We start from the raw sequence: 22,967 nt of genomic DNA, 5'->3' as shown, positions 1-22,967 counted from the left end.
CGTGCGTTCGCTCGGTACTGTTTGCGGCATGGACGCAGATGTGATCGTGGTGGGGGCGGGCCTTGCGGGACTCGTGGCGACGGGAGAACTCGTCGACGCAGGCCGGAAGGTGATCCTGGTGGACCAGGAGAATGCGAACAACCTCGGGGGACAGGCATTCTGGTCGTTCGGCGGACTGTTCTTCGTCGACAGTCCCGAGCAACGGCGTCTCGGTATCGAGGACTCGTACGAACTGGCCCTCCAGGACTGGATGGGCACGGCGGGCTTCGACCGCGAGGTCGACGACCGCTGGCCACGCCGGTGGGCGCAGGCGTACGTCGAATTCGCGACGGGGGAGAAGCACGCGTGGCTCAAGCAGCGCGGGCTGAAGATCTTCCCGATGGTCAACTGGGCCGAACGTGGCGGTTACGACGCTGCGGGACATGGCAATTCGGTTCCCCGTTTCCACATCACGTGGGGCACGGGACCGGCTCTCGTCGAGATCTTCGCTCGTAAGGTCCGGGAGGGCGTCGACCGGGGACTGGTCACGCTGAAGCACCGGCACCAGGTCGACGACCTGGTGATCACCGACGGAGCGGTGACAGGGGTGCGAGGCACCGTGCTCGAGCCGACCGACGCCGCTCGCGGTGTCGCTTCGTCGCGGGTGGGAGTCGGTGAATTCGAGTTCGCTGCCGGAGCCGTGATCGTCACTTCGGGCGGTATCGGCGGCAACTTCGAACTCGTGAAGAAGAACTGGCCCCAGCGTCTGGGCGAGCCGCCGAAGCGGATGCTCACCGGTGTTCCCGCGCACGTCGACGGGCGGATGCTCGAGATCACCGAGAACGCCGGTGGCAACATCGTCAACCGCGACCGGATGTGGCACTACACCGAGGGCATCACGAACTTCGACCCCGTGTGGCCGAACCACGGCATCCGGATTCTGCCCGGACCGTCGTCGCTCTGGCTCGACGCCACCGGCACTCGCCTGCCGGTTCCGCTGTTCCCCGGTTTCGACACCCTCGGCACTCTCGAGCACATCGCGCGCACCGGGCACGACCACACCTGGTTCCTCCTGGACCAGAAGATCATCGAGAAGGAGTTCAGTCTCTCCGGATCGGAGCAGAATCCCGACCTCACCGGCCGGGATGTCCGCTTGCTCCTGCAGCGCATCCGGTCGGGTGCGCCCGGACCGGTGGATGCGTTCATGCGGCGTGGCGTCGACTTCGTCGTCCGCGACAACCTCGCCGACCTCGTCGCCGGAATGAACGAGCTGACGCCTGATACGCCGCTCGACTACGAGCGGGTGCGTTCGGTCGTCGAGTCGCGGGACCGGGAGATGACGAACAAGTTCACGAAGGACCTGCAGGTCGTCGCGATGCGTGCGGCCCGCACCTACAAGCCGGATCGCATCGCCCGCATTGCGTCGCCGCACCGGATCCTCGACCCGAAGGCCGGCCCCCTGGTCGCGGTCAAACTGCATCTCCTCACCCGTAAGACGCTGGGAGGCCTCGAAACCGACCTGTCGTCGAGGGTGTTGCGTGCGGACGGCTCGGTGTTCGACGGGCTGTACGCGGCAGGCGAGGTCGCGGGCTTCGGAGGCGGTGGCGTACACGGCTACCGCTCGCTGGAAGGCACGTTCCTCGGCGGATGCATCTTCTCCGGCCGCGCCGCCGGGCGGGCGGCGGCGCGGTAAACCCCCTCGGCGGCGCCGGGTGCGGATCAGACTTCGACGTCGTCCTCGTACGGCAGTACCCGGAACTCGGTGCCGTCGGAGGCCATGTCGGAGTACCGGCCGTAGAAGATACCGTTCGCCTGATCGGTGATGATGCCCTGGTGGATCGGCACCGCCACCCGGGGATTCACGGCACGCAGGTAGTCCACGGCTTCCCAGATCTTGAGCCACGGCGCCGCTGCCGGGAGTGCGAGTACGTCCACCTTCTCGGACGGGATGTACAGCGAGTCTCCCGGGTGCATCAGGCGTGCCGGGTTCTCCGCGTCTCCGACGAGGAACGCGGTGTTGTCGATAACCGCAAGGTCGGGGTGGATCACCGCGTGGCGGCCGCCGGTGCCCCGGATCGTCACGTCGCCGACCGTGAACCGGTCGCCGGGCCGCACCGCCGACCAGTCGCCCTCGAGAAGTTCCGCGGACTGCGGATCCGAGAACAGGGCAGCGCCGGGGTTGGCGTCGAGAAGCGCCGGGAGGCGGGCGGGGTCGGCGTGGTCCGGGTGCTGATGGGTGACCAGAATCGCGTCGAGGCCGGTGATCCCCTCGAATCCGTGCGAGAAATTGCCCGGGTCGAAGAGGATCTTCTGCCCGAGGTGTTCCACGAGGATGCAGGAGTGGCCGAAGTGGGTCAGTCGCATGCCTCCGAGTATGCCGTCCGCAGTATCGGTCGCGAGCCGGATCTCCGGTGCGTGCGCGAGCCCGATGGTACGTTGCGTAGTCAACTAATCGGTGCACATGCACGACGGATCGCCGACCGGCCCGAGGAGCGGACATGACCGAAACCCGAGAGCCCCGCGTTCTGATCGACAAACAGACCCGGCCTGTCTACCGGGCACAGGTCGCCGTCGCCGGCGCGGTGCGCGAGGCCGTCGCGGAGGCGGGGCTCGAGCGGTCCCTCGTCGAACTCGTCAACATCCGGGTCTCGCAGATCAACGGTTGCGCCTACTGTCTCGACATTCACGTCCGCGAGGCGCTGAAGGCAGGCGTGTCGACGACGCAGCTCGCGGTGTTGTCGGTGTGGCGGGACACCGAGCTGTTCACCGATGTCGAGCGGGCGGCGCTCACCCTCGCCGAATCGGTGACAGTGCTGCCCTCGAGCTACGAGCAGGACCGCGACTACGCGGAGGCCCGAGCGCACCTCACCGACGACCAGCTCTCAGCCGTCGCATGGGTGGCCATCACCATGAACGCGTTCAACCGCATCTCGATCGTCAGCCGCCACGCCCCGCGCTCCGAGTCGGAAGGATCGTGACACGTGCCCGACTACCGGCAATCCCTCGAATTCGGCAGCTTCCTCACACCGTCCGCCGGTGACCCGGCCCGGGTGGTGGATCTCGCTCTCGTGTCCGAACGCGCCGGGCTCGATCTGGTGACGATCCAGGATCACCCCTACCAGTCGCGTTTTCTCGATACCTGGACCTTGCTCAGCTGGATCGCGGCCCGGACGACGACCGTCACCGTCGCGCCGAACGTGGCGAACCTTCCCCTGCGCGGACCGGTGATCCTCGCACGCAGCGCCGCGTCACTGGACCGGCTCAGCGGCGGCCGCGTCGAACTCGGACTCGGCTCGGGTGCGTTCTGGGATGCGGTGGCGGCCAACGGAGGTCCGCGCCGAAGCGCCGGGCAGGCGGTGACGGCGCTGGCCGATGCGATCGCGGTGATTCGGGCGCTGTGGTCCGACGAGAAGGGCGGGGCGAAGGTCGACGGCGAGTATTACTCGCTGTCCGGTGCGAAACGCGGCCCTGCTCCCGCACACGATCTCGGAATCTGGGTCGGCGCCTACGGCACCCGCATGCTCGGACTGACCGGGCGACTTGCCGACGGCTGGCTGCCGAGTTCGTTCGCCGCCGGGCCCGACATCCTGGGAGAGATGAGTGCGCGGGTCGACGACGCCGCTCGGGAGGCCGGGCGCGAACCCGCGCAGATCCGCCGCCTGTACAACGTCACCGGCACCTTCGCCGATGTTGCCGACGGTTCGTTTCTGCACGGTCCGGCGGAGGTGTGGGCCGAGCAGCTCGCCGAGCTGACTCTGCAGCACGGCACGAGCACGTTCGTTCTCGCGAGCGACGCCTCGACGGACCTCGAACGCTTCGCAGCCGAGGTCGCGCCGCGGGTGCGCGAACTCGTTGCTGCCGAACGCGGCGAATGGGAGTCGGCGATATCGCGATAGCGATGGTGTGCGAGATCGGAAGATCTCGCACACCACCACCGTCGCCCGGGGGTCAGCGGGGTGCGAACCTGCGCAGGCGCAGACTGTTGCTGACCACGAACACCGAGCTGAATGCCATTGCCGCACCCGCGATCAGCGGGTTGAGCAGCCCCAGCGCGGCGAGCGGCAGCGCCGCGACGTTGTAGGCGAACGCCCAGAACAAATTGCCCTTGATGGTGCGCAGCGTTGCCCGCGCGAGGCGGATGGCGTCGGGGGCGGCCCGTAGATCGCCTCGAACCAGGGTCAGATCCGACGCCTCGATGGCGACGTCCGTTCCCGTGCCCATCGCCAGCCCGAGGTCGGCCTGGGCCAGCGCTGCCGCGTCGTTGACGCCGTCGCCGACCATTGCGACGACCCTGCCCTCGGACTGGAGACGCTCGATCACCTGAACCTTGTCGGCGGGCATCACTTCCGCGATGACCTCGTCGATGCCGACCTGCTTCGCGACCGCCTCGGCCGCGCCGCGGTTGTCACCCGTGAGCAGCACGGGACGAAGACCCAGGTCGCGGAGTCCGGACACGGCGGCACGGGAACCGTCCTTGACCGTGTCGGACACCACGACGACCGCACGGACCGCACCGTCCCAGGCCACCCAGATCGGCGTCCGGCCTTCGGATTCGGCCGCCTCGGCTTCTCGCGGGAGGCCGGGTGCCGGTGTGAGCGACCATTCGTCGCGCAGCCAGGACAACCGCCCGGCGAGCACGGCACGTCCGTCGACCACACCGGAAACCCCGCGTCCGCCGTGGTTTTCGAAACTCTCCACACCGGACAGCGGGCGCGTCTGTGCGGCGTGGTCGGCGATCGCCCGCGCGATCGGATGCTCGGATGCGTGTTCGAGCGACCCCGCGAGATGCAGTACTTCGTCGGCGGATTCGTCCGGCGCCACATGAACGGAGGCGACGGTCATCTCGCCTGTGGTGACGGTTCCGGTCTTGTCGAGTACGACGGTGTCGACGCGGCGCGTGGATTCGAGGATCTGCGGGCCCTTGATGAGGATGCCGAGTTGCGCTCCGCGGCCTGTGCCGACGAGCAGCGCTGTGGGAGTCGCGAGACCCAGCGCGCACGGGCACGCGATGATCAGCACCGCGACCGCCGACGTGAAGGCAGCCGAGACGGGATCGTCGGTGAACAGCAGCCACGCGGCGAGGGTGAGCAGCGACAGCCCGATCACGATCGGGACGAACACCGCGGAAATCCGGTCGGCGAGGCGCTGGACCTCGGCCTTCCCGTTCTGTGCGTCCTCGACGAGGCGCGCCATCTGGGCGAGTTGGGTGTCGGAGCCGATGCGGGTCGCCCGGACGGTGAGGCGACCGCCGGCGTTGACGGTCGCACCGACCACGGCGTCGCCGGGCGCGACCTCCACGGGCATCGACTCACCGGTCAGCATCGACTCGTCGACGGCCGACGAACCCGATTCGACGACGCCGTCCGTCGCGATCTTCTCGCCGGGACGCACCACGAACACGTCACCGACGGCGAGCTGGTCGACCGGGATGCGGGTTTCGGTGCCGCCACGCAGCACCGCGACGTCTTTGGCTCCCATGTCGAGCAGCGCCCGCAGGGCGGCGCCGGAGCGGCGCTTCGCCCGGGCCTCGAACCAGCGACCCGCGGTGATGAAGGTGGTGACGGCCGCGGCGACCTCCAGGTAGATGTGCTCCTCACCGCCGCCCGAGGCGAACAATTCGAAGGTCATCTTCATGCCTGGCATACCGGCGTGGGTGAAGAACAGCGCCCACAGCGACCACAGGTATGCAGCGGTGACACCGACGGAGATGAGGGTGTCCATCGTCGCGGCACCGTGCCGCAGGTTGGTCCAGGCCGCGCGGTGGAAGGGCAGGGCGCCCCACACGACGACCGGTGACGCGAGGGTCAGGCACAGCCACTGCCAGTTGTCGAACTGCAGGGCCGGGATCATCGACAGCGCGACCACGGGGACGGTGAGCAGGGCCGACACCGTCAGGCGCTGTTTCCATTGCGCGGCTTCGTCGGATTCGGGTCCGCTGTCCTCGCCGGCAGCGTTCTGCGTCCGGGGAGGTGCGGGCAGTGCTGCGGTGTAACCGGTGGCTTCGACGGTCGCGACGAGGTCTTCGGGCGTGATGTCGCCGCTGTAGCTGACCTTCGCCTTTTCGGTCGCATAGTTGACCGACGCGGTGACGCCGTCCATCCGGTTGAGCTTCTTCTCGACGCGCGCGGCGCAGGAGGCGCACGTCATCCCACCGATGGTGAGTTCGACGTCACGCGTCGTGTCAGCGGTCGTCATGTGGATACTCCTTCGATGTCGTCCCTCCTTTATACCCCTAGGGGGTATGTGTCCGCTACTCACTGGGGGCGGTGGCCGGCGGGGCAGCGGCCGGTTCCGGCTCGAGCGGCCTGAGCCGGTAAACTTCGATGGGTCCGGTGTCCGTTCCCGGGCGCCAGCACTACTACCGAGGAGCAGCACGTGGCGCGTGTCGTCGTCGAAGTCATGCCCAAGGCCGAGATTCTCGACCCTCAGGGTCAGGCCATTGCCGGGGCGTTGTCGCGGCTGGGCTTCGCGGGCGTGACCGACGTCCGCCAGGGAAAGCGATTCGAACTCGAGGTCGACGGCAGCGTCGACGACGCCCAGGTGGAGAAGATCGCCGAAGCGCTCCTCGCCAACACCGTGATCGAGGACTGGGCGGTTCGCCGGATCGACGGTGACGCATGAGCGCACGCATCGGGGTCATCACGTTCCCCGGCACGCTCGACGATATCGACGCAGCCCGGGCGGTGAAGCTTGCCGGCGGCGAGGCCGTGAGCCTGTGGCACGGTGACGCCGACCTCAAGGGTGTCGACGCGGTCGTCGTGCCCGGTGGGTTCTCGTACGGCGACTACCTGCGGTGCGGCGCCATTGCGCGGTTCGCTCCGGTGATGACCAAGGTCGTCGAGGCGGCGCGCGGCGGAATGCCGGTGCTCGGCATCTGCAACGGCTTTCAGGTGCTCGCGGAAGCGGGCTTGCTGCCCGGCGCGCTGACCCGCAACGCAGGTCTGCACTTCGTGTGCCGCGACCAGTGGCTGAAGGTCGAATCGAACTCCACCGCGTGGACGTCGCGCTACGAGCAGGGTGCCGAGATCCTGGTACCGCTCAAGTCCGGCGAGGGCCGTTACCAGGCCTCGCAGGAAGTGCTCGACGAACTCGAGGGCGAAGGCCGTGTCGTGTTCCGCTACGTGGGCGAGAACCCGAACGGATCCCAGCGAGGCATCGCGGGCATCGCGTCGGCGAACGGCCGGATCGTCGGCCTGATGCCGCACCCCGAGCACGCCACTGAGGCGCTCACCGGCCCCAGCGACGACGGGCTCGGCATCTTCTACAGCGCGCTCGACGCGGTGGTCAACGCCTGATCTCCTGACGCACCGAAACCCCCGCCGTCCGATGGACGGCGGGGGTTTTTCGTTGGTCCGTCCATTCTTTGCAGTCGTTTTAACGCCGAAATACCCATCCTCACCTGCGGTGGAAAAGTTTCACTAGACATACGTCTACCCAAAATGTCATGCTCTGCATCACCGGTGGCGGAGGCCGAGTGAGCCAGCTACCGCACATTCCCGAGGAGATTCGTATGCAGTTCCAGGACAAGGTCGTTTTCATCACCGGTGCCGCGTCAGGCATGGGTCTTGCCACCGCGCAGGCATTCGCCGACCAGGGCGCCGTCGTCTACGGCGCGGACATCTCCGCCGACAACCTCGCTCGCGACTTCGCGGCGCTCCGGGGAGCCCACGCCGTTCCCCTCGACATCGCCGACAGTGCCGCCGTGCGCGAAGCCTTCGCCACCGTCGAGCGTGAGCACGGCCGACTCGACGTGCTCGTCAACGCGGCTGGCGTCAACGCGCCCAACAAGGCTGCGCTCGACGCCCTCAACGCCGAGAACTACAAGGGCTTCGAGGCGATGAAGGAAGGCCGGCAGCACAACCCTGAGTTCTACGAAACCATCACCGACGAGGACTTCGACCGCGTCCTGAAGATCAACCTGTACGGCCCCTTCTACACGATGCGTTCCGCTGTGCCGCTGCTCAAGAAGGCAGGCGGCGGCGCGATCATCAACTTCTCCTCGGCCGCCGCGCTGATGTCGGTGGCGATGCCCGCGTACTACCCGGCGTCCAAAGCCGGTGTGCTCGGCCTGACCCGGGAGGCTGCCACCGAACTGGCTCCCTTCAACATCCGCGTCAACTCCCTTGCGCCCGGGGCCGTCGACACGCCGCTGTTCCGCCAGAGCGACGAGGAGTTCTCCGACTTCCTCATCTCGATGCAGCCGATCAAGCGGCCCGCGACCCCCGAGGAGATCGCCAAGACCGTGCTGTTCCTTGCGGGTGCCGAGGGCTCCTACTACACCGGGCAGACGTTCTCGCCGTCCGGCGGATTGGTCATGTAACCCACCGCTGATCCCCGCCGCACCGAGAGAAACAGGACCGACACCATGCCCGCTCTGGACCCCACCGCACTCACCCGGCTCACCGACGAGATCCGCCGCGACATCGACCACGGCGACTACGACGGCGTCAACATCATCGTCGCGCGTCACGGCGACATCGCCCTGAACGAAACCCTCGGCTACGCCGAACGCGCCACCGAGACCGCGCTGCGGCCGGACAACGTCTTCCGCATCCTGTCGATGTCGAAGGCGTTCACCAACACGCTCGCGTACCGCGCACTCGGCGAAGGCAAGCTCGCACTGTCGACGCGGGTCGTCGACATCATCCCCGAGTTCTTCGGCACCGATGTCTTCCGCTCGGTGCGCAAGGACCGCATCAACCTCCACCACCTCCTCACACACCGCTCGGGAATGCCCGCCACCCCGAATCCCGGCCTCGGACCGGACCGCTTCGGGGTACTCGCCGACGTGATCGACGCGCTGTGCTCCGTGGACGTCGTCAACGAACCCGGGACCACCCTCAACTACGCGCCGTCGATCAACCACGCCCTCATGGGTGAAATGGTCCGTCGCGCATACGGTTACGACCACTTCCGGGACCTCGCGCGCGATCTCGTCTTCGAGCCGCTCGGGATGACGCGGACGGCGTTCGGCATGCCCGCAGCCTGGCGCGCGGACGCGGTGCCGCTCAAGGCATACGTACCCGACAACGGCTGGCTGTCGCCGGCCGACATCGAAAACCTCAACGACACCATCACCGAGGCCGCGGAGATCCCGTGGGTCGGTGCCGTCAGTACCGCGGAGGACATCTTCGCCTTCGCCGAGATGTTCCGCCGCAAGGGCGAAGTGAACGGACAGCACCTCGTCGCTCCCGTGGTCGTCGACCAGGCCACGACCCTGCAGACCGGCGACATGCCCAACGACCTGTATGCGGGCATCGCCGCGAGTCGCGGATGGGAAACCCCGCCCGGCAACTTCGGACTCGGATTCTCCTTGTCCGGCACGGGTCCCCACGCATCGTTCTTCGGACCCTTCACCTCCCCCCGCACCTTCGGCAACTACGGTGCCGGGTCGTCCCTGTTCTGGGTCGACCCCGAACTCGACATGACGTTCGTATTCCTGTCGGCCGGCTGCATGGACGAAGGCGACAACGTCGCCCGATTCCAGAAGCTCTCCACCATGGCCGCCGCGGCCGCCCTCTGACTCCTCCGGGAAGACCTGACATGACCCTCACGCCTGAAGCTCCCTCCGCTTCCCGGTGCCCTGTAGCGCACGGTTTCGACGCACTGAGCGACGACTACTTCACCGACCCCGCAGCACATTTCGCGAAGTTCCGGGACGAGACGCCCGTGTTCTTCTACCCGTACCTCAACGCGTGGATCGTCAACCGCCGCGAAGACGTCGAGACCGTGCTCGCCGACTGGCAGCGGTTCACCTCCGGCGGCAACAGCGGCACCATCGACGTCCCCGAACAGTTCCGGGCAATCGTGCCACCGGACCTGATCACGCAGATGCTGGTGGGCTCCGATCCGCCGAGCCACACCGACCACCGGTTCGTCGCGCAGCGCGGGTTCACCAAAGAACGCATGGAGGCGCTGCAGCCCGAGATCGAGGCGCGCGCACACCGCGTCGTCGACGGCTTCGAGGCACGCGGCTCCGGCAACCTCGTGACGGACTACGCGCTCGAACTCACCACGCAGACGATCATGGCGCACATGGGTCTCGGGTACGAGCACGACGCGATGATGCGCCAACTCCGGGACGACTTCGCGATGATCCTCGCGTCGGCTGCCGAACCGATGGCCGAGCCGATGCGGACGCAGGTGTGGCAGCGCTACATCGATGCGACCCTCGTACTGCGCCGCATCATCGACGAGCGTCGTGAGAACCCCGGCACCGATCTGATCTCCGATATGGCGATCGTGAACGACAAAGACGGCAACCGGATGCTGTCGGCGGCCCAGATCGCCGTGCATCTCACCGAATTCGCGATGGCCGGCGTCGATTCGACCACCCAGGCGGTCTCGAACGCGGTGCTGTTCCTCGCGCGGAACCCGGAAACCCTCGCCGAGGCGATCGAGGATCCCGCACTCTGGCAGCGAGTGTTCGAGGAGACCGTGCGACGCAGGCCGTCGTCACCGTTCGCCGCGCGCCAGGCGCAGCAGGACATCGAACTGGGCGGCGCGCACATCCGGAAGGGCGACATGGTGTGGCTGGCGCTGGCCAGCGCCAACACCGACCCGGCGCGGTGCCCGCACCCGTTCGAGTTCGACATCCACCGCCCCGAACCCGAGAACCACCTCGCGTTCACCCAGGGCCGGCACACCTGCCTCGGCCAGGCACTCGCCCGGGTCCAGGGCGCGACGGCACTGCAGGTGCTCTTCGAACGGCTCTCGTCGTTGCGTCCCGCGGCGGAGGTTCCCCTCGACTTCCTGCCGATCGCGCTGCTTCCGGTGCGCCGGACCCTGCCGGTGACCTGGGATGTCGCCGACATCGAGCGAGCGAAAACCAAGACCGCCCGGCACATGGAACTCACGGTGCTCGAGCGCCGCGACGAATCCGACGGGGTGGTGTCGCTGACCCTCGGCCACCCCGACGGCGGCGCGCTGCCCACGTGGAAGCCGGGCGCGCACATCGAAGTTCGGCTCGGCGACGGCGACGACGCCCTGCTGCGGCAGTACTCGCTGTCGTCGTCTCCGCAGGACAGCACACGCTGGCGGATCGGTGTGCTCCGCGAACCGGATTCGCGCGGTGGATCGCAGTACGTACACGACCGGCTGCGGGACGGCGCGACCGTCACGGTCGGCTTCCCCCGCAACAACTTCCGTCTCCGCCCGGCTGCGCGGTACGTCTTCGTGGCCGGGGGGATCGGCATCACCCCGATCCTGCCGATGATCGCGCAGGCCGAGGCCGACGGTGCCCGCTGGGAACTGCTCTACGGCGGCCGCACTCGCGCGTCGATGGCCTTCCTCTCCGAACTCGAGCGGTTCGGCGACAAGATCACCGTGTGCCCGCAGGACGAGACCGGTCTGCTGGATCTGCGTACGTTGCTCGCCGAGCCCACCGAGGACACGCTGATCTACTGCTGCGGTCCCGAACCGCTCCTGCAGGCGATCGAAGCCGCGAGTGCGCACTGGCCGGTCGGGTCGCTGGTGACGGAACGCTTCGCCGCCAAGAAGATCGTGCGCACCGAACCGGACGTGGCGTTCGACGTCGACTTCGCCCGATCCGGGATCACCGCCACGGTGCCCGCCGGGAAAACGGTGCTGGACGTGGCGGAGGAGAACGGCATCGAGGCGTTGTCGTCGTGCAAGGAAGGGACGTGTGGCACCTGCGAGGTCCGGATTCTCGCGGGACGCGCCGACCATCGGGATTCGATCCTCACCGCCGGTGAGCAGGAGCGGAACGAGACGATGATGATGTGTGTCTCGCGCGCGGAGAAGGGGTGCTCGAGGCTGGTGCTCGACGCCTGACCGTGCGAAAACTCGATCGGATTCCGGCTGCGGGACCGGTAGGGTTTCGTGCGACGAGAGGCGGGAGGGCGAGTGGCACCGAGAACGGCGGTCGTGCCGAAGATGACGCGGGTCGAGCAGAAACGCGCGACGCGTGAGGCACTCATCGAATCGGCGCGGGCACTGTTCGTCGAATCGGGATACACCTCCACCACGGCCGAGGCGATCGCCAAGGCCGCGGGCGTGTCCCGCGCGACGTTCTACCTGCACTTCCGGTCCAAGGCGGAGATCGTGCAGTGGCACATGTCGGCGCTCGAACAGCCGATCCGGGACGACTACCGGCGCCTCGACGCGTTCGAGGACCCGTCGCTCGGCGACGTCACGGACTGGCTGAACGAGCACGCGCTGTTCTGGCGGGCGCACCGGGCCGAGTTTGCGAGCATGGAGCAGGCGCTCTCGCACGAGCCTCTCGTGTCCGACGAGTGGTTCGCCATGTTGCGCCGTGTCGCGTCGGGTATGGACAACCTGCTGGGGCGGCAGTCGGACGACGACGCCCGGTTGCGGGCACGCCTCCACGTGACGTCCATGCTGATGTCGACCGACCGCAACTTCCACTTCGCGCTGGTGCAGGGGCACGACGAGAATTTCGAACGGCTTGTCTCCGTGCTCGCGGAGCAGTGGTTGTTCTGCCTGCACCGCACAGGCTGACGACATACGGAACGAGGGATCTCGCGCGCCGTCCCGATCGGCTGCGAGATCCCTCGTCCGTGAAACCCGGAGCTCAACCCCCCGATCGGGTCCCGGGCCGGCGCCCCCGTTTCGTTCGATGGAGGCACCGACCACCAGTGTGCCCGGCTCGCCCCGGTTTGTCCTGACAACTCGTCGCCGATTTGTCCCCAAAGCGGCTTCGACGCCGTCATCCGAGCTCCCGGCGGGGTCTCTCGCGTCAGGGGTATCCGGTCGGAGGATCCGGAAGTGCGAGGATGCAGACATGCCTTCGATGACGCAAGCGGATGCCCCGGGACTGTGCAACTTCGTCGACATGTCGCCGTCGCCGTTCCACGTGTGCGCGACCGTCGCGGCCGCGCTGAACGACGCGGGCTTCACCGAACTCGACGAGTCGCAGCGTTGGCCGAGTGAGCCGGGACGGTACTTCCTGGTCCGCGGCGGATCGCTCGTCGCGTGGAGCACCGAAGGCGACGACACCGATCCGGCGCGGCCCTTCCGCATCGTCGGCGGGCATACCGACAGCCCCAACCTGCGGGTGAAACAGCATCCCGACCTCGCGTCCGCCGGGTGGCGGCTCGTCGGACTCGAGCCGTACGGCGGAGCCTGGCTCAATTCCTGGCTCGACCGCGACCTCGGTGTGTCCGGGCGGCTGACGGTGCGCTCGGGATCCGGTTCCACCGACGTGCTCGTGCGCGTCGACCTTCCCGTACTGCGTGTTCCGCAGCTGGCGATCCATCTGTCCGAAGACCGCAAAGGCGTCCAACTGGACCCGCAGCGGCATCTCAACGGCGTGTGGGGCATCGGCAGCGAACCCCGCTCGTTCCTGGCGTATGTCGCCGGGCAGGCCGGGGTCGACGCCCGGGACGTGCTCGGATGGGAACTGATGACCCACGATCTGGCGCCGAGTTCCCTGGTCGGCGCCGACGGTGAACTGGTCAGCGCACCGCGCCTGGACAACCAGGTCACCTGCTACACCGGGCTGCAGGCGATGCTGCACGCCGCCGATCACGTGGCGACTCACGCCGGCCCGGTGCCGCTGCTCGCCCTGTTCGACCACGAAGAGGTCGGCAGTATGTCCGACCGGGGTGCGTTCTCCGACCTGCTCACCACCGTCCTCGAACGCATCGCGCTGGTGCGCGGCGGCGGCCGCGAGGATTACCTCCGGGCCCTGGCGGGGTCGGTCGTCGCGTCGGGGGACATGGCCCACGCGACCCACCCCAACTACGCGGAGCGTCATGAACCCGCCCACCGGATCCTGGTCGGCGGCGGCCCGGTGCTCAAGGTCAACCAGAACCTCCGCTACGCGACCGACGCCGCCGGGGCGGCAGCGTTCGCGCTCGCCTGTGAGCAGGCCGGCGTGCCGTTGCAGCGATACGTGCACCGAGCCGATCTGCCGTGTGGCTCGACGATCGGTCCGATCACGGCATCGCGCACGGGACTGACCACCGTCGATGTGGGGGCGCCCCAGCTCGCGATGCACTCGGCCCGCGAACTCATGGGAGCCGCCGACGTCGCGAGCTACGCCGATGCTCTCGCTGCGTTCCTGACGCCCGCGATCTGAGCCGGATCTCCGAGACCGGCGGTTCCCGAGACCGCTGCGCACTCCGGTGACAGACTGAGGTGGTCCTGTCCGGCCCGCAATGAACGGGAGTGTTGGCGTGAGCAGCCCGTCCTATCCCGATCACCTGCTGACCCTCGACGAGTGGGTTGCGCTCCCGGACCACGAGAACCATCACGTCGAGGTGTGCGAGGGCGTTCTCGTCGTCGCACCGGCACCGGGCGCCGCACACGATCACGCCGAGATGGTCCTTGCGATGCAACTGGACCGCCAGTTGCCCGACGACCTGTGCGTGCTCGGCGGCGTCGAGGTGCTGGTGTCGGAGAACCCGCTGACGGTGCGGGTGCCCGATGTGATCGTCGTGGACCGGACGCTCGTCGACGCCGACCCCGATCGCGCTCCGATCACCGAGGTGCGGCTCGTGGCGGAGATCACCGTGCCGGGCACCGCCCGCACCGACCGGGTCACCAAGTTCTCCGAATACGCCGAGGCAGGCGTGCCGCAGTACTGGATCATCGATCTCGACGGACCGCCGGTGGTCGCGGTGTTCACCCTCGAAGACGGCTGGTACCGCTACGACGGCGAGCACACCGGCACGACCGTCCTGAAAGCGGTGGGTCATGACGTCACCCTCGAGCTTCCCGGCCTTGCCCCCGCACCGGTGACGCCTGCCGAGCCCTCGCCCCGATAGACTGGCTCCCGGCAGTGCCCGCCCGGCCTGCTGTTTTCGATCCCAGAGTGAAGGGACCCGACGCCCAGTGTCACCGCACGTGGATACCGTCACCCACGCCGCCGAATCTCCTGATGTCGCTCAGCCCTTCCGGGAGCTGGGACTCAAGGACGACGAGTACGCGCGCATCAAGGAAATCCTGGGGCGCCGCCCCACGGACGCCGAACTCGCCATGTACTCGATCATGTGGTCCGAGCACTGCTCGTACAAATCGTCCAAGGTGCACCTGAAGTACTTCGGCGAGACCACCACCGACGAGATGCGTGCCTCGATGCTCGCCGGCATCGGCGAGAACGCCGGCGTCGTCGACATCGGCGACGGCTGGGCCGTCACCTTCAAGGTCGAATCCCACAACCACCCGTCGTACGTCGAGCCCTATCAGGGCGCCGCGACCGGTGTCGGCGGCATCGTCCGCGACATCATGGCGATGGGAGCCCGGCCGATCGCGGTCATGGACCAGCTCCGCTTCGGCGACCCGAGCCACCCCGACACGCGGCGCGTCGTCGACGGTGTCGTGCGCGGTGTCGGCGGATACGGCAATTCGCTGGGTCTGCCCAATGTCGGTGGCGAAACCGTGTTCGACGCCTCGTACCAGGGCAACCCGCTCGTCAACGCGCTCTGCGCGGGCGCGATGCGCGTCGAAGACCTCCACCTGGCGTTCGCGTCCGGAACCGGCAACAAGATCATTCTGTTCGGAGCCCGCACCGGCCTCGACGGCATCGGCGGCGTCTCCGTTCTCGCGTCCGAGACCTTCGACGACAGCGCGGGCGGCCGGCCCAAGAAGCTGCCGAGCGTGCAGGTCGGCGACCCGTTCACCGAGAAGGTGCTCATCGAGTGCTGCCTCGACCTGTACCGGGAGAAGCTCGTCGTCGGCATCCAGGATCTCGGCGGTGCCGGACTGTCCTGCGCGACATCCGAACTCGCCGCGGCCGGTGACGGGGGAATGCACATCTCCCTCGAGCGCGTCCCGATGCGCGCGACCGGCATGACCCCGGCCGAGGTGCTCTCGTCCGAGTCGCAGGAACGCATGTGTGCGGTGGTCGCTCCCGAGAACGTCGACGCCTTCATGGCGGTCTGCAAGAAGTGGGACGTGCTCGCAACCGTGATCGGCGAGGTCACCGACGGAGATCGCCTCGTCATCGACTGGCACGGTGAAACCGTGGTCGACGTGCCCCCGCGCACCGTCGCCCACGAGGGCCCGGTCTACGAGCGTCCCGTGCAGCGCCCCGAAAGCCAGGACGCGCTGGTGGCGAACACCACCGCCGGGCTGAAGCGTCCGGAGACGGCCGCCGAACTCGAGGCCACGCTGCGCAAGATGCTCGCATCACCCGCGCTGTGCAGCCGCAAGTGGATCACCGAGCAGTACGACCGCTACGTGCGTGGCAACACCGTGCTCGCCGAGAACGCCGACGCCGGTGTCATCCGGATCGACGAGGAGACCGGCCGCGGCATCGCGCTGGCCACCGACGCGTCGGGCCGCTACACCCAGCTCGATCCGTACACGGGCGCGCAACTCGCACTCGCCGAGGCCTACCGCAATGTCGCCACCACCGGTGCGACCCCGAAGGCCGTGTCGAACTGCCTCAACTTCGGTTCGCCGGAGGACCCGGCCGTGATGTGGCAGTTCCAGCAGGCCGTGCGCGGTCTCGCCGACGGCTGCGCGCAACTCGGAATCCCCGTCACCGGCGGCAACGTCAGCTTCTACAACCAGACGGGCTCGACGCCCATCCTGCCGACGCCGGTCGTGGCTGTGCTCGGCGTGATCGACGACGTGCATCGCCGCATTCCCACCGGGCTCGGTCTCGAACCCGGGGAGACGCTGATCCTGCTGGGGGAGACCCGCGACGAGTTCGACGGGTCCATCTGGGCGCAGGTCGAGCACGACCATCTCGGCGGCGTGCCCCCGAAGGTCGATCTCGAACGGGAGCGGTTGCTGTCGGAGATCCTGCTCGCCGGTTCGCGTGACGGACTGATCTCGGCTGCCCACGACCTGTCCGAGGGCGGTCTCGCGCAGGCCGTCGTCGAGGCGGCGCTCGCAGGCGAGACCGGTTGCCGGATCCTGCTGCCCGAGGGCGCAGACCCGTTCGTCACGCTGTTCTCCGAATCCGCCGGACGGGTGCTCGTCGCAGTGCCTCGCACGGAGGAATCCCGGTTCACCGGGATGTGCACCGCACGCAACATGCCGTGGGTGCGTATCGGTGTCGTCGACGAGGGCTCCGACTCCATCGAGGTCCAAGATCAGTTCTCGATTCCGATGGACGAACTTCGAGAGGTGTGGGAAGGCACCCTCCCGGCTCTGTTCGGGTAGCCGTGCCGGCGAGCCAGGTCGATCGCCTGGCGGCGATCGCGGCCCGACGGGGCCGAATCGTCGCGGCGGTCAGCGACTTCGGTGACCGCTATCCTCTGCCCGCGCGGGTGTGGGGACGGTTGAGCCTGGACTTCACCGGCATCGCCTTCGCTTCACTGTTCTTCTGCTGGTCGTTGACGCCGTCGCTGCTGCCCCGGGACTGGTTGTTCCAGGGCATCGTCGGCGGCATCAACGCCGCCATCGGCTACGGCGTCGGGTGCGCGGTCGGGTGGGCCGTCCACCGCTTCCTGCTGTCCGGCAGGCGGTGGTGGCCGCCGCCGCTGCCCGTCGTCCGGGCGTTCAAGGTCGCGATACCGGTCGCGGGAGTCGTCGCGGCTCTCGTCGCACTCGTTCTCGCCGCCGACGACCAGCGTCAGCTCGCCGCGCTCATGGGGTCGGAACGGACCACCACCAGCGGATATCTGCGCACCATCCTGCTCAGCCTCGGAGTCTCCGCCGGTCTGATCGGACTCTGGCGCGCCCTGCACGACATCGGCCGCTGGGTAGCCGGGCAACTGATCCGCCGTGCCCGCGTGCCGCTCGGGCTGGCCCGGACGCTCGGTGTGCTCGTCGTCGTGCTCGCCACGTTCATGCTCATCGACGGAGTATTGCTGCGCGGCGCATACTTTTTCACCAATCAAGCGTTCAGTCTGCACGACGACACGACCCGTGAGGGAACTCTCCAGCCGGCCGAGCCCACGAAGTCGGGCAGCCCCGATTCGCATGCACCCTGGGAATCCCTCGGGTTCCAGGGCAGAGATTTCGTCTCGCGCGGCCTCGACGCCGGCGAGCTGAGCGCCATCAGCGGCGTCCCCGCGCAGGACCCGATCCGGGTGTACGTCGGGCTCGACTCCGCAGACACCCCCGAAGAACGTGCGGATCTCGTTGTCGCCGAACTCGAACGCACCGGCGCGTTCGACCGGTCGGTGCTCGCGCTGATCCCGACCACCGGTACCGGGTGGGTCAATCCGACAGCTGCGCAGGCGATGGAACTCGTCCACAACGGCGACCTCGCGATGGTGGCGTGGCAGTACTCGTACCTGCCGAGCTGGATCTCGTTCCTCGCCGACCGCGAGAAGGCCGCCGCGGCGGGCGAGATGCTCATCGACCGAGTACGAGAGCGCTGGACGCAGCTGCCGGAGGACGACCGCCCGAAGCTGTACATCTACGGCGAGAGCCTCGGCACCCAGTCCGGCGAGGGAGCGTTCGACAGCATCGGCGAGATCCGCTCGAGTGTCGACGGGGTCCTGTGGGTCGGTCCACCGAACTCGAACCGATTGTGGCGGCAGATCGTCGAGAGACGAGATCCCGGCACACCCGAGGTGTTGCCGGTGTACGCGGACGGACTCGTCGTGCGATTCGCCGGCGGAAGCGAATCCGTTCCCGAACCCGACGCGGCGTGGCTGGCGCCGCGCGTGCTCTACATCCAGCACACCTCCGATCCGGTGGTGTGGTGGTCTCCCAACCTGATATTCAGCCGACCCGACTGGCTCGCGGAACCACCGGGGCACGACCGGCTGCCGCAGATGCGGTGGTTCCCGTTCGTGACGTTCTGGCAGGTGTCCGCCGATCTGACGAACGCGGCCGGGGTGCCGGACGGGCACGGCCACAACTACGGCACCGCGGTGCTCGACGGCTGGCTGGCGATTGCGCGGCCGGACGGATGGACCGCCGACGACACCGAACGAGCCCGCACCGCACTCGAGCAGTTGCGGGGCGTGCAGGGGCCGGAGAAGTGACGCCGGGGTCATGGCGAGGGGTGGTCGCGTCCGCCGCGACGCTCGCGCTCGGTGCGGCCCTGCCCGCAGTCCGGTCGGGCCCTCGGGGTCGAGGGTTGCTCGCCGCCGCGGCGGGAGTGAGCGCGGTCCTGGCGACTCGTGCGTCCGGAGTGTCTGTATCCGCTCTCGGATTCGATCCCGCCCGCACCCGGGACGGTGTGCGGTGGGGTGGTGGCGCGGCGACGGCGGTCGCGGCGGGGTACGTCGTCGCGGTGACGGTGCCCGGACTGCGCGCGCACTTCGTCGACGAGGGTCGCGCATACCGTCCGGACTTCTACGAGTGGATCGGGCTGCACATACCGGTCGGCACGGTGGTCGCGGAGGAGTTGCTGTTCCGCAGCGCCTTGACGGCCCTGGTCGGTCCTGTCCCACAGGCCCTCGTCTTCGGCCTCTGGCACATCCGCCCGGCCAGGATCGAAGGCGACAGCGTTGCCGGCACGGTGCTCGTCACCGCGCTGTCGGGTCTGGTGTTCGCGTGGTTGCGTGTACGCAGCGGCAGCATCCTGGCTCCTGCGCTCGCGCATCTGGCCGTCAATGTGGGCGGGGCTGTCGCAGTCCGGATCGCTACAGTCCGGGCAGCGAAAGGCACACACGTGCGCCGGGATTAGGCTTCGGGAACATGGCACCACGTAGAACTGTCGATCCCGCCGAGCTGAGAGCCGCACTCGACCGCGTCGAGCCGTGGGTCTCGGGACGCAGCGACGACAGGCCGGCCCGCGCCGATCTGGCGGCCGCGGTGCGGCTCAGCGCACGAACCCTCGAACGGATCGCACCCGGCTCCAGCGTCGAGGTGCGGGTGCCGCCGTTCGTCGCGGTGCAATGCGTCGAAGGCCCCCGGCACACGCGAGGGACGCCTCCCAACGTCGTCGAGACCGACGCACTCACCTGGTTACGTCTGGCGGTGGGCCGGCTCACGTTCGACGAGGCGGTCGCCGTAGGGTCGATCGACGCCTCGGGAAGCCGGGCCGGCGAGATCGCGCACTGGCTTCCGCTGCTCCGCTTGTGATGCCCGAATTGCGCGGTCCGCACCGCCCGAGCGGGGACGACGGTCGGAGTCCCGGCCCGTGGCCCGTAGAATGAAACCGCCCCGCCCTTGTCCAGCCTCAGGGAGCACCTCCGTGACCAGTGCCGATCTGTCGGTTCACACACGTAATCTTCTCGCCTCCGACGAACCCGAGAACGAACCGCGCGAGGAGTGCGGCGTCTTCGGAGTGTGGGCTCCTGGCGAAGACGTGGCCAAGCTCACTTATTACGGCCTCTATGCTCTACAACACCGCGGCCAGGAGGCGGCGGGCATCGCCGTCGCCGACGGCTCGCAGGTCCTCGTGTTCAAGGACCTCGGTCTTGTCAGCCAGGTCTTCGACGAGCAGACGCTCGCCGCGATGCCCGGCCACATCGCGATCGGCCACTGCCGCTACTCGACCACGGGTTCGACGACGTGGGAGAACGCGCAGCCCATCTTCCGGACCACCGCGTCCGGTTCCGGGGTCGCCCTGGGCCACAACGGCAACCTCGTGAACACCGCGGCTCTGGCCGAACGTGGCCGCCGGCTCGGCGTGCTCGACCCGAAGCGTCCCGGCGCAGCGAACTCGGACTCCGACACCGTCGGGGCACTGCTGGCGCACGGTGCACGGGACAGCACCATCGAAGAAGCGGCCATGCAGTTGCTGCCGACCCTCCAGGGCGCCTTCTGCCTGACCTTCATGGATGAACACACCCTCTACGCGGCGCGCGATCCGTGGGGAATCCGGCCGTTGTGCCTGGGTCGCCTCGATCGTGGCTGGGTGGTCGCGAGCGAGACAGCGGCCCTCGACATCGTGGGCGCATCGTTCGTCCGCGACATCGAGCCCGGTGAGCTTCTCGCGATCGATGCGAACGGCGTGCGCTCGTCGCGGTTCGCCGCTCCCGAGCCCAAGGGCTGCGTGTTCGAATACGTGTATCTCGCCCGCCCGGACTCCACCATCGCCGGCCGGTCCGTCCACGCGACGCGCGTCGAGATCGGTCGTCGGCTGGCCAAGGAGCACCCGGTCGACGGTGACCTCGTCATCCCGGTTCCCGAATCGGGTACGCCCGCAGCAGTCGGGTACGCGCAGGGATCCGGCCTGCCGTACGGCCAGGGCCTGATGAAGAACGCCTACGTGGGCCGCACCTTCATCCAGCCGAGCCAGACGATCCGCCAGCTCGGGATCCGGCTCAAGCTCAACCCGCTGCGTGAGGTCATCCGTGGCAAGCGGCTCGTCGTCGTCGACGATTCGATCGTGCGGGGCAACACCCAGCGCGCCCTCATCCGCATGCTTCGCGAGGCGGGAGCCCTCGAGATTCACGTCCGGATCGCGTCGCCGCCGGTGAAGTGGCCGTGCTTCTACGGGATCGACTTCGCGTCGCCGGCCGAACTCATCGCGAACGGTGCCGGTACCCGCGATCGCGACAACGACGACGAGCACGATTACGACCTGATGGTCGAGATGGTGCGACGCTCGATCGGAGCCGACTCGCTCGGCTACATCTCGATCGACGGAATGATCGGCGCTACCGAGCAGCCCGCAACCCGGTTGTGCGCTGCGTGTTTCGACGGCCATTACCCCATCCCGCTTCCCAACGGGCATGCGGTCGTCAAGGACTCGCTCGACGGCGTCGTCGACACGGATTCCCCGACCCCGACGGTCCTCGAGAACGCCAACGCAGACGTTCTGAGTCGGCCGTAGAACCTGGTCGGGTACCGTAAGTCCCGCGGTCGGCACTGTTCGGCGTGCGTTCTGCATGCCCCGTGACGGATACCGGCCACCCTTTATCAGTAGATCGAACACAACTCGAGGCTGGAGCCGACAACTCATGACCGAGGAGACAACCCCCGGAGCTTCCTACGCCGCAGCGGGCGTGGACATCGAGGCCGGTGACCGTGCCATCGAACTGTTCGCGCCGCACGCGAAGAAGGCCACCCGCCCGGAGGTGCTCGGCGGTCTGGGTGGGTTCGCGGGCCTCTTCGCGCTCAAGCGCGACTACAAGGAACCGCTGCTCGCGGCGTCCACCGACGGCGTGGGGACCAAGCTCGCGGTCGCGCAGGCGATGGACAAGCACGACACCGTCGGCCTCGACCTCGTCGCGATGGTCGTAGACGACCTCGTGGTGTGCGGCGCCGAACCGTTGTTCCTGCAGGACTACATCGCCGTGGGCCGCGTCGTTCCCGAGCGGGTCGCCGAGATCGTCGCCGGCATCGCCGAGGGTTGCGTCCAGGCGGGTTGCGCACTGCTCGGTGGCGAGACGGCGGAACACCCCGGCGTGATGGCCGACGGCGACTACGACATCTCCGCGACCGGCGTGGGCGTCGTGGAGGCCGACAAACTGCTCGGCCCCGAGCGGGTCCGTCCCGGCGACGTCGTGATCGCCATGGGCGCGTCGGGCCTGCACTCGAACGGATACTCGCTCGCTCGCAAGGTGCTGCTCGAGATCGGCAAGATGAGCCTGACCGCGCACGTCGACGAGTTCGGCCGCACCCTCGGTGAGGAACTGCTCGAGCCGACCCGCATCTACGCCAAGGACTGCCTCGCGCTCGCTGCCGAGACCGAGGTGCGTACCTTCTGCCACGTCACCGGTGGCGGTCTCGCCGCGAACCTCGCGCGCGTGATGCCGAAGGGTCTTGTCGCAGAACTCGATCGCACCACGTGGAGCCCGGCGCCGGTGTTCGGTCTCATCGCCCAGCGCGGCCGTGTCGAGCGCGCCGAGATGGAGAAGACGTTCAACATGGGCGTCGGCATGGTGGCGATCGTGGCTCCGGAGGACGTCGATCGCGCCCTCGCGGTGCTCACCGCCCGCCACATCGATTGCTGGACCCTCGGTACGGTCCGCCGGGCGCAGGACGGTTCCGACGATCGGGCGATCCTGGCGGGCGACCACCCGCGCTTCTGAGCCTTCACGACACAGGTCCGGTCCCTCACCCGATGGGTGGGGGACCGGACCTGTGTCGTGTGAAAGCTTGTGGCCGACTGTGTCTCCCGCCTGCCGAACGAACAGCGGCGCGGGAGGGTAGCTACGCCGAAAGGTGGACCGTCGCGGCGTTACCACCGCTGGGCCCAC

The 22,967-nt window shown here is 68.2% G+C and carries 19 protein-coding genes; 17 read left to right on the top strand and 2 right to left on the bottom strand.

From position 1 onward, the window contains the following. The first annotated feature begins 28 nt into the window (after window positions 1-28). Window positions 29-1,672 (top strand): FAD-binding dehydrogenase, encoded by a 1,644-nt coding sequence (locus ACFWBU_RS07725; RefSeq protein WP_169621301.1) that lies wholly within the window; start codon window positions 29-31, stop codon window positions 1,670-1,672. A gap of 26 nt (window positions 1,673-1,698) precedes the next feature. Here the strand turns inward: ACFWBU_RS07725 and ACFWBU_RS07720 are convergent, their stop codons facing one another. Next, complete coding sequence (locus ACFWBU_RS07720) at window positions 1,699-2,343, bottom strand: MBL fold metallo-hydrolase (protein ID WP_169621420.1); 645 nt, start codon at window positions 2,341-2,343, stop codon at window positions 1,699-1,701. Between the two features lie 134 nt (window positions 2,344-2,477). Here ACFWBU_RS07720 and ACFWBU_RS07715 point away from each other — a divergent pair, with 134 nt between their 5' ends. Together ACFWBU_RS07715 and ACFWBU_RS07710 are read left to right on the top strand one after the other, a co-directional pair. Further along, on the top strand, window positions 2,478-2,957 hold the full coding sequence (locus ACFWBU_RS07715; RefSeq protein ID WP_296551440.1) for a carboxymuconolactone decarboxylase family protein: 480 nt from the start codon (window positions 2,478-2,480) through the stop codon (window positions 2,955-2,957). A gap of 3 nt (window positions 2,958-2,960) precedes the next feature. Beyond that, a complete protein-coding gene (locus ACFWBU_RS07710) occupies window positions 2,961-3,875 on the top strand; it encodes an LLM class flavin-dependent oxidoreductase (RefSeq protein ID WP_378527961.1) in 915 nt (304 codons plus the stop codon). Between the two features lie 52 nt (window positions 3,876-3,927). On the opposite strand, the gene ACFWBU_RS07705 is transcribed toward ACFWBU_RS07710, so the two are convergent. Then, entirely contained in the window at window positions 3,928-6,174 is a 2,247-nt protein-coding gene (locus ACFWBU_RS07705) for a heavy metal translocating P-type ATPase (RefSeq protein WP_378527960.1), read from the bottom strand. A 180-nt stretch (window positions 6,175-6,354) separates the two neighbouring features. On the opposite strand from ACFWBU_RS07705, the gene purS reads away from it, so the two are divergent. From purS to purM, 14 genes are all read left to right on the top strand, one after another. Further along, window positions 6,355-6,600, top strand: a complete 246-nt coding sequence (gene purS / locus ACFWBU_RS07700; protein ID WP_072701971.1) for a phosphoribosylformylglycinamidine synthase subunit PurS — start codon at window positions 6,355-6,357, stop codon at window positions 6,598-6,600. Continuing rightward, window positions 6,597-7,274 carry a phosphoribosylformylglycinamidine synthase subunit PurQ gene (gene purQ / locus ACFWBU_RS07695; protein WP_169621297.1) on the top strand — a complete coding sequence of 226 codons (678 nt, stop codon included), beginning with the start codon at window positions 6,597-6,599 and terminating at the stop codon, window positions 7,272-7,274. The genes purS and purQ overlap by 4 nt, the downstream gene beginning before the upstream one ends. Before the next feature lie 179 nt (window positions 7,275-7,453). Beyond that, window positions 7,454-8,299: an SDR family oxidoreductase gene (locus tag ACFWBU_RS07690; protein WP_346765122.1), complete on the top strand. Its 846-nt coding sequence runs from the start codon at window positions 7,454-7,456 to the stop codon at window positions 8,297-8,299. A gap of 45 nt (window positions 8,300-8,344) precedes the next feature. After that, window positions 8,345-9,502, top strand: a complete 1,158-nt coding sequence (locus ACFWBU_RS07685) for a serine hydrolase (protein WP_169621296.1) — start codon at window positions 8,345-8,347, stop codon at window positions 9,500-9,502. Window positions 9,503-9,522: 20 nt separating this feature from the next. Then, window positions 9,523-11,772 (top strand): cytochrome P450, encoded by a 2,250-nt coding sequence (locus ACFWBU_RS07680; RefSeq protein ID WP_378527959.1) that lies wholly within the window; start codon window positions 9,523-9,525, stop codon window positions 11,770-11,772. A gap of 72 nt (window positions 11,773-11,844) precedes the next feature. Further along, window positions 11,845-12,459 (top strand): TetR/AcrR family transcriptional regulator, encoded by a 615-nt coding sequence (locus ACFWBU_RS07675; protein WP_206036968.1) that lies wholly within the window; start codon window positions 11,845-11,847, stop codon window positions 12,457-12,459. A gap of 283 nt (window positions 12,460-12,742) precedes the next feature. Continuing rightward, on the top strand, window positions 12,743-14,041 hold the full coding sequence (locus ACFWBU_RS07670) for a M18 family aminopeptidase (RefSeq protein WP_169621294.1): 1,299 nt from the start codon (window positions 12,743-12,745) through the stop codon (window positions 14,039-14,041). A 97-nt stretch (window positions 14,042-14,138) separates the two neighbouring features. After that, window positions 14,139-14,729 (top strand): Uma2 family endonuclease, encoded by a 591-nt coding sequence (locus ACFWBU_RS07665; protein ID WP_169621293.1) that lies wholly within the window; start codon window positions 14,139-14,141, stop codon window positions 14,727-14,729. Window positions 14,730-14,796: 67 nt separating this feature from the next. Next, a complete protein-coding gene (purL, locus tag ACFWBU_RS07660) occupies window positions 14,797-17,076 on the top strand; it encodes a phosphoribosylformylglycinamidine synthase subunit PurL (RefSeq protein WP_378527958.1) in 2,280 nt (759 codons plus the stop codon). A 2-nt stretch (window positions 17,077-17,078) separates the two neighbouring features. Continuing rightward, window positions 17,079-18,854 carry an alpha/beta hydrolase gene (locus ACFWBU_RS07655; protein WP_378527957.1) on the top strand — a complete coding sequence of 592 codons (1,776 nt, stop codon included), beginning with the start codon at window positions 17,079-17,081 and terminating at the stop codon, window positions 18,852-18,854. Continuing rightward, window positions 18,851-19,501: a CPBP family intramembrane glutamic endopeptidase gene (locus ACFWBU_RS07650; RefSeq protein WP_378527956.1), complete on the top strand. Its 651-nt coding sequence runs from the start codon at window positions 18,851-18,853 to the stop codon at window positions 19,499-19,501. Before ACFWBU_RS07655 ends, ACFWBU_RS07650 begins: the two co-directional genes overlap by 4 nt. An 11-nt stretch (window positions 19,502-19,512) precedes the next feature. Beyond that, window positions 19,513-19,899: a sterol carrier family protein gene (locus ACFWBU_RS07645; protein ID WP_378527955.1), complete on the top strand. Its 387-nt coding sequence runs from the start codon at window positions 19,513-19,515 to the stop codon at window positions 19,897-19,899. Between the two features lie 112 nt (window positions 19,900-20,011). Beyond that, a complete protein-coding gene (gene purF, locus ACFWBU_RS07640; RefSeq protein WP_169621288.1) occupies window positions 20,012-21,598 on the top strand; it encodes an amidophosphoribosyltransferase in 1,587 nt (528 codons plus the stop codon). A 127-nt stretch (window positions 21,599-21,725) separates the two neighbouring features. After that, on the top strand, window positions 21,726-22,799 hold the full coding sequence (gene purM / locus ACFWBU_RS07635; protein ID WP_296551457.1) for a phosphoribosylformylglycinamidine cyclo-ligase: 1,074 nt from the start codon (window positions 21,726-21,728) through the stop codon (window positions 22,797-22,799). Window positions 22,800-22,967 lie beyond the last annotated feature (168 nt).

Source organism: Rhodococcus sp. NPDC060084 (genome assembly GCF_042730335.1).
GTDB lineage: Bacteria > Actinomycetota > Actinomycetes > Mycobacteriales > Mycobacteriaceae > Rhodococcus.
Note: the sequence above shows the minus strand (reverse complement) of the source record. Positions and strands in the feature narration are given on the sequence as shown.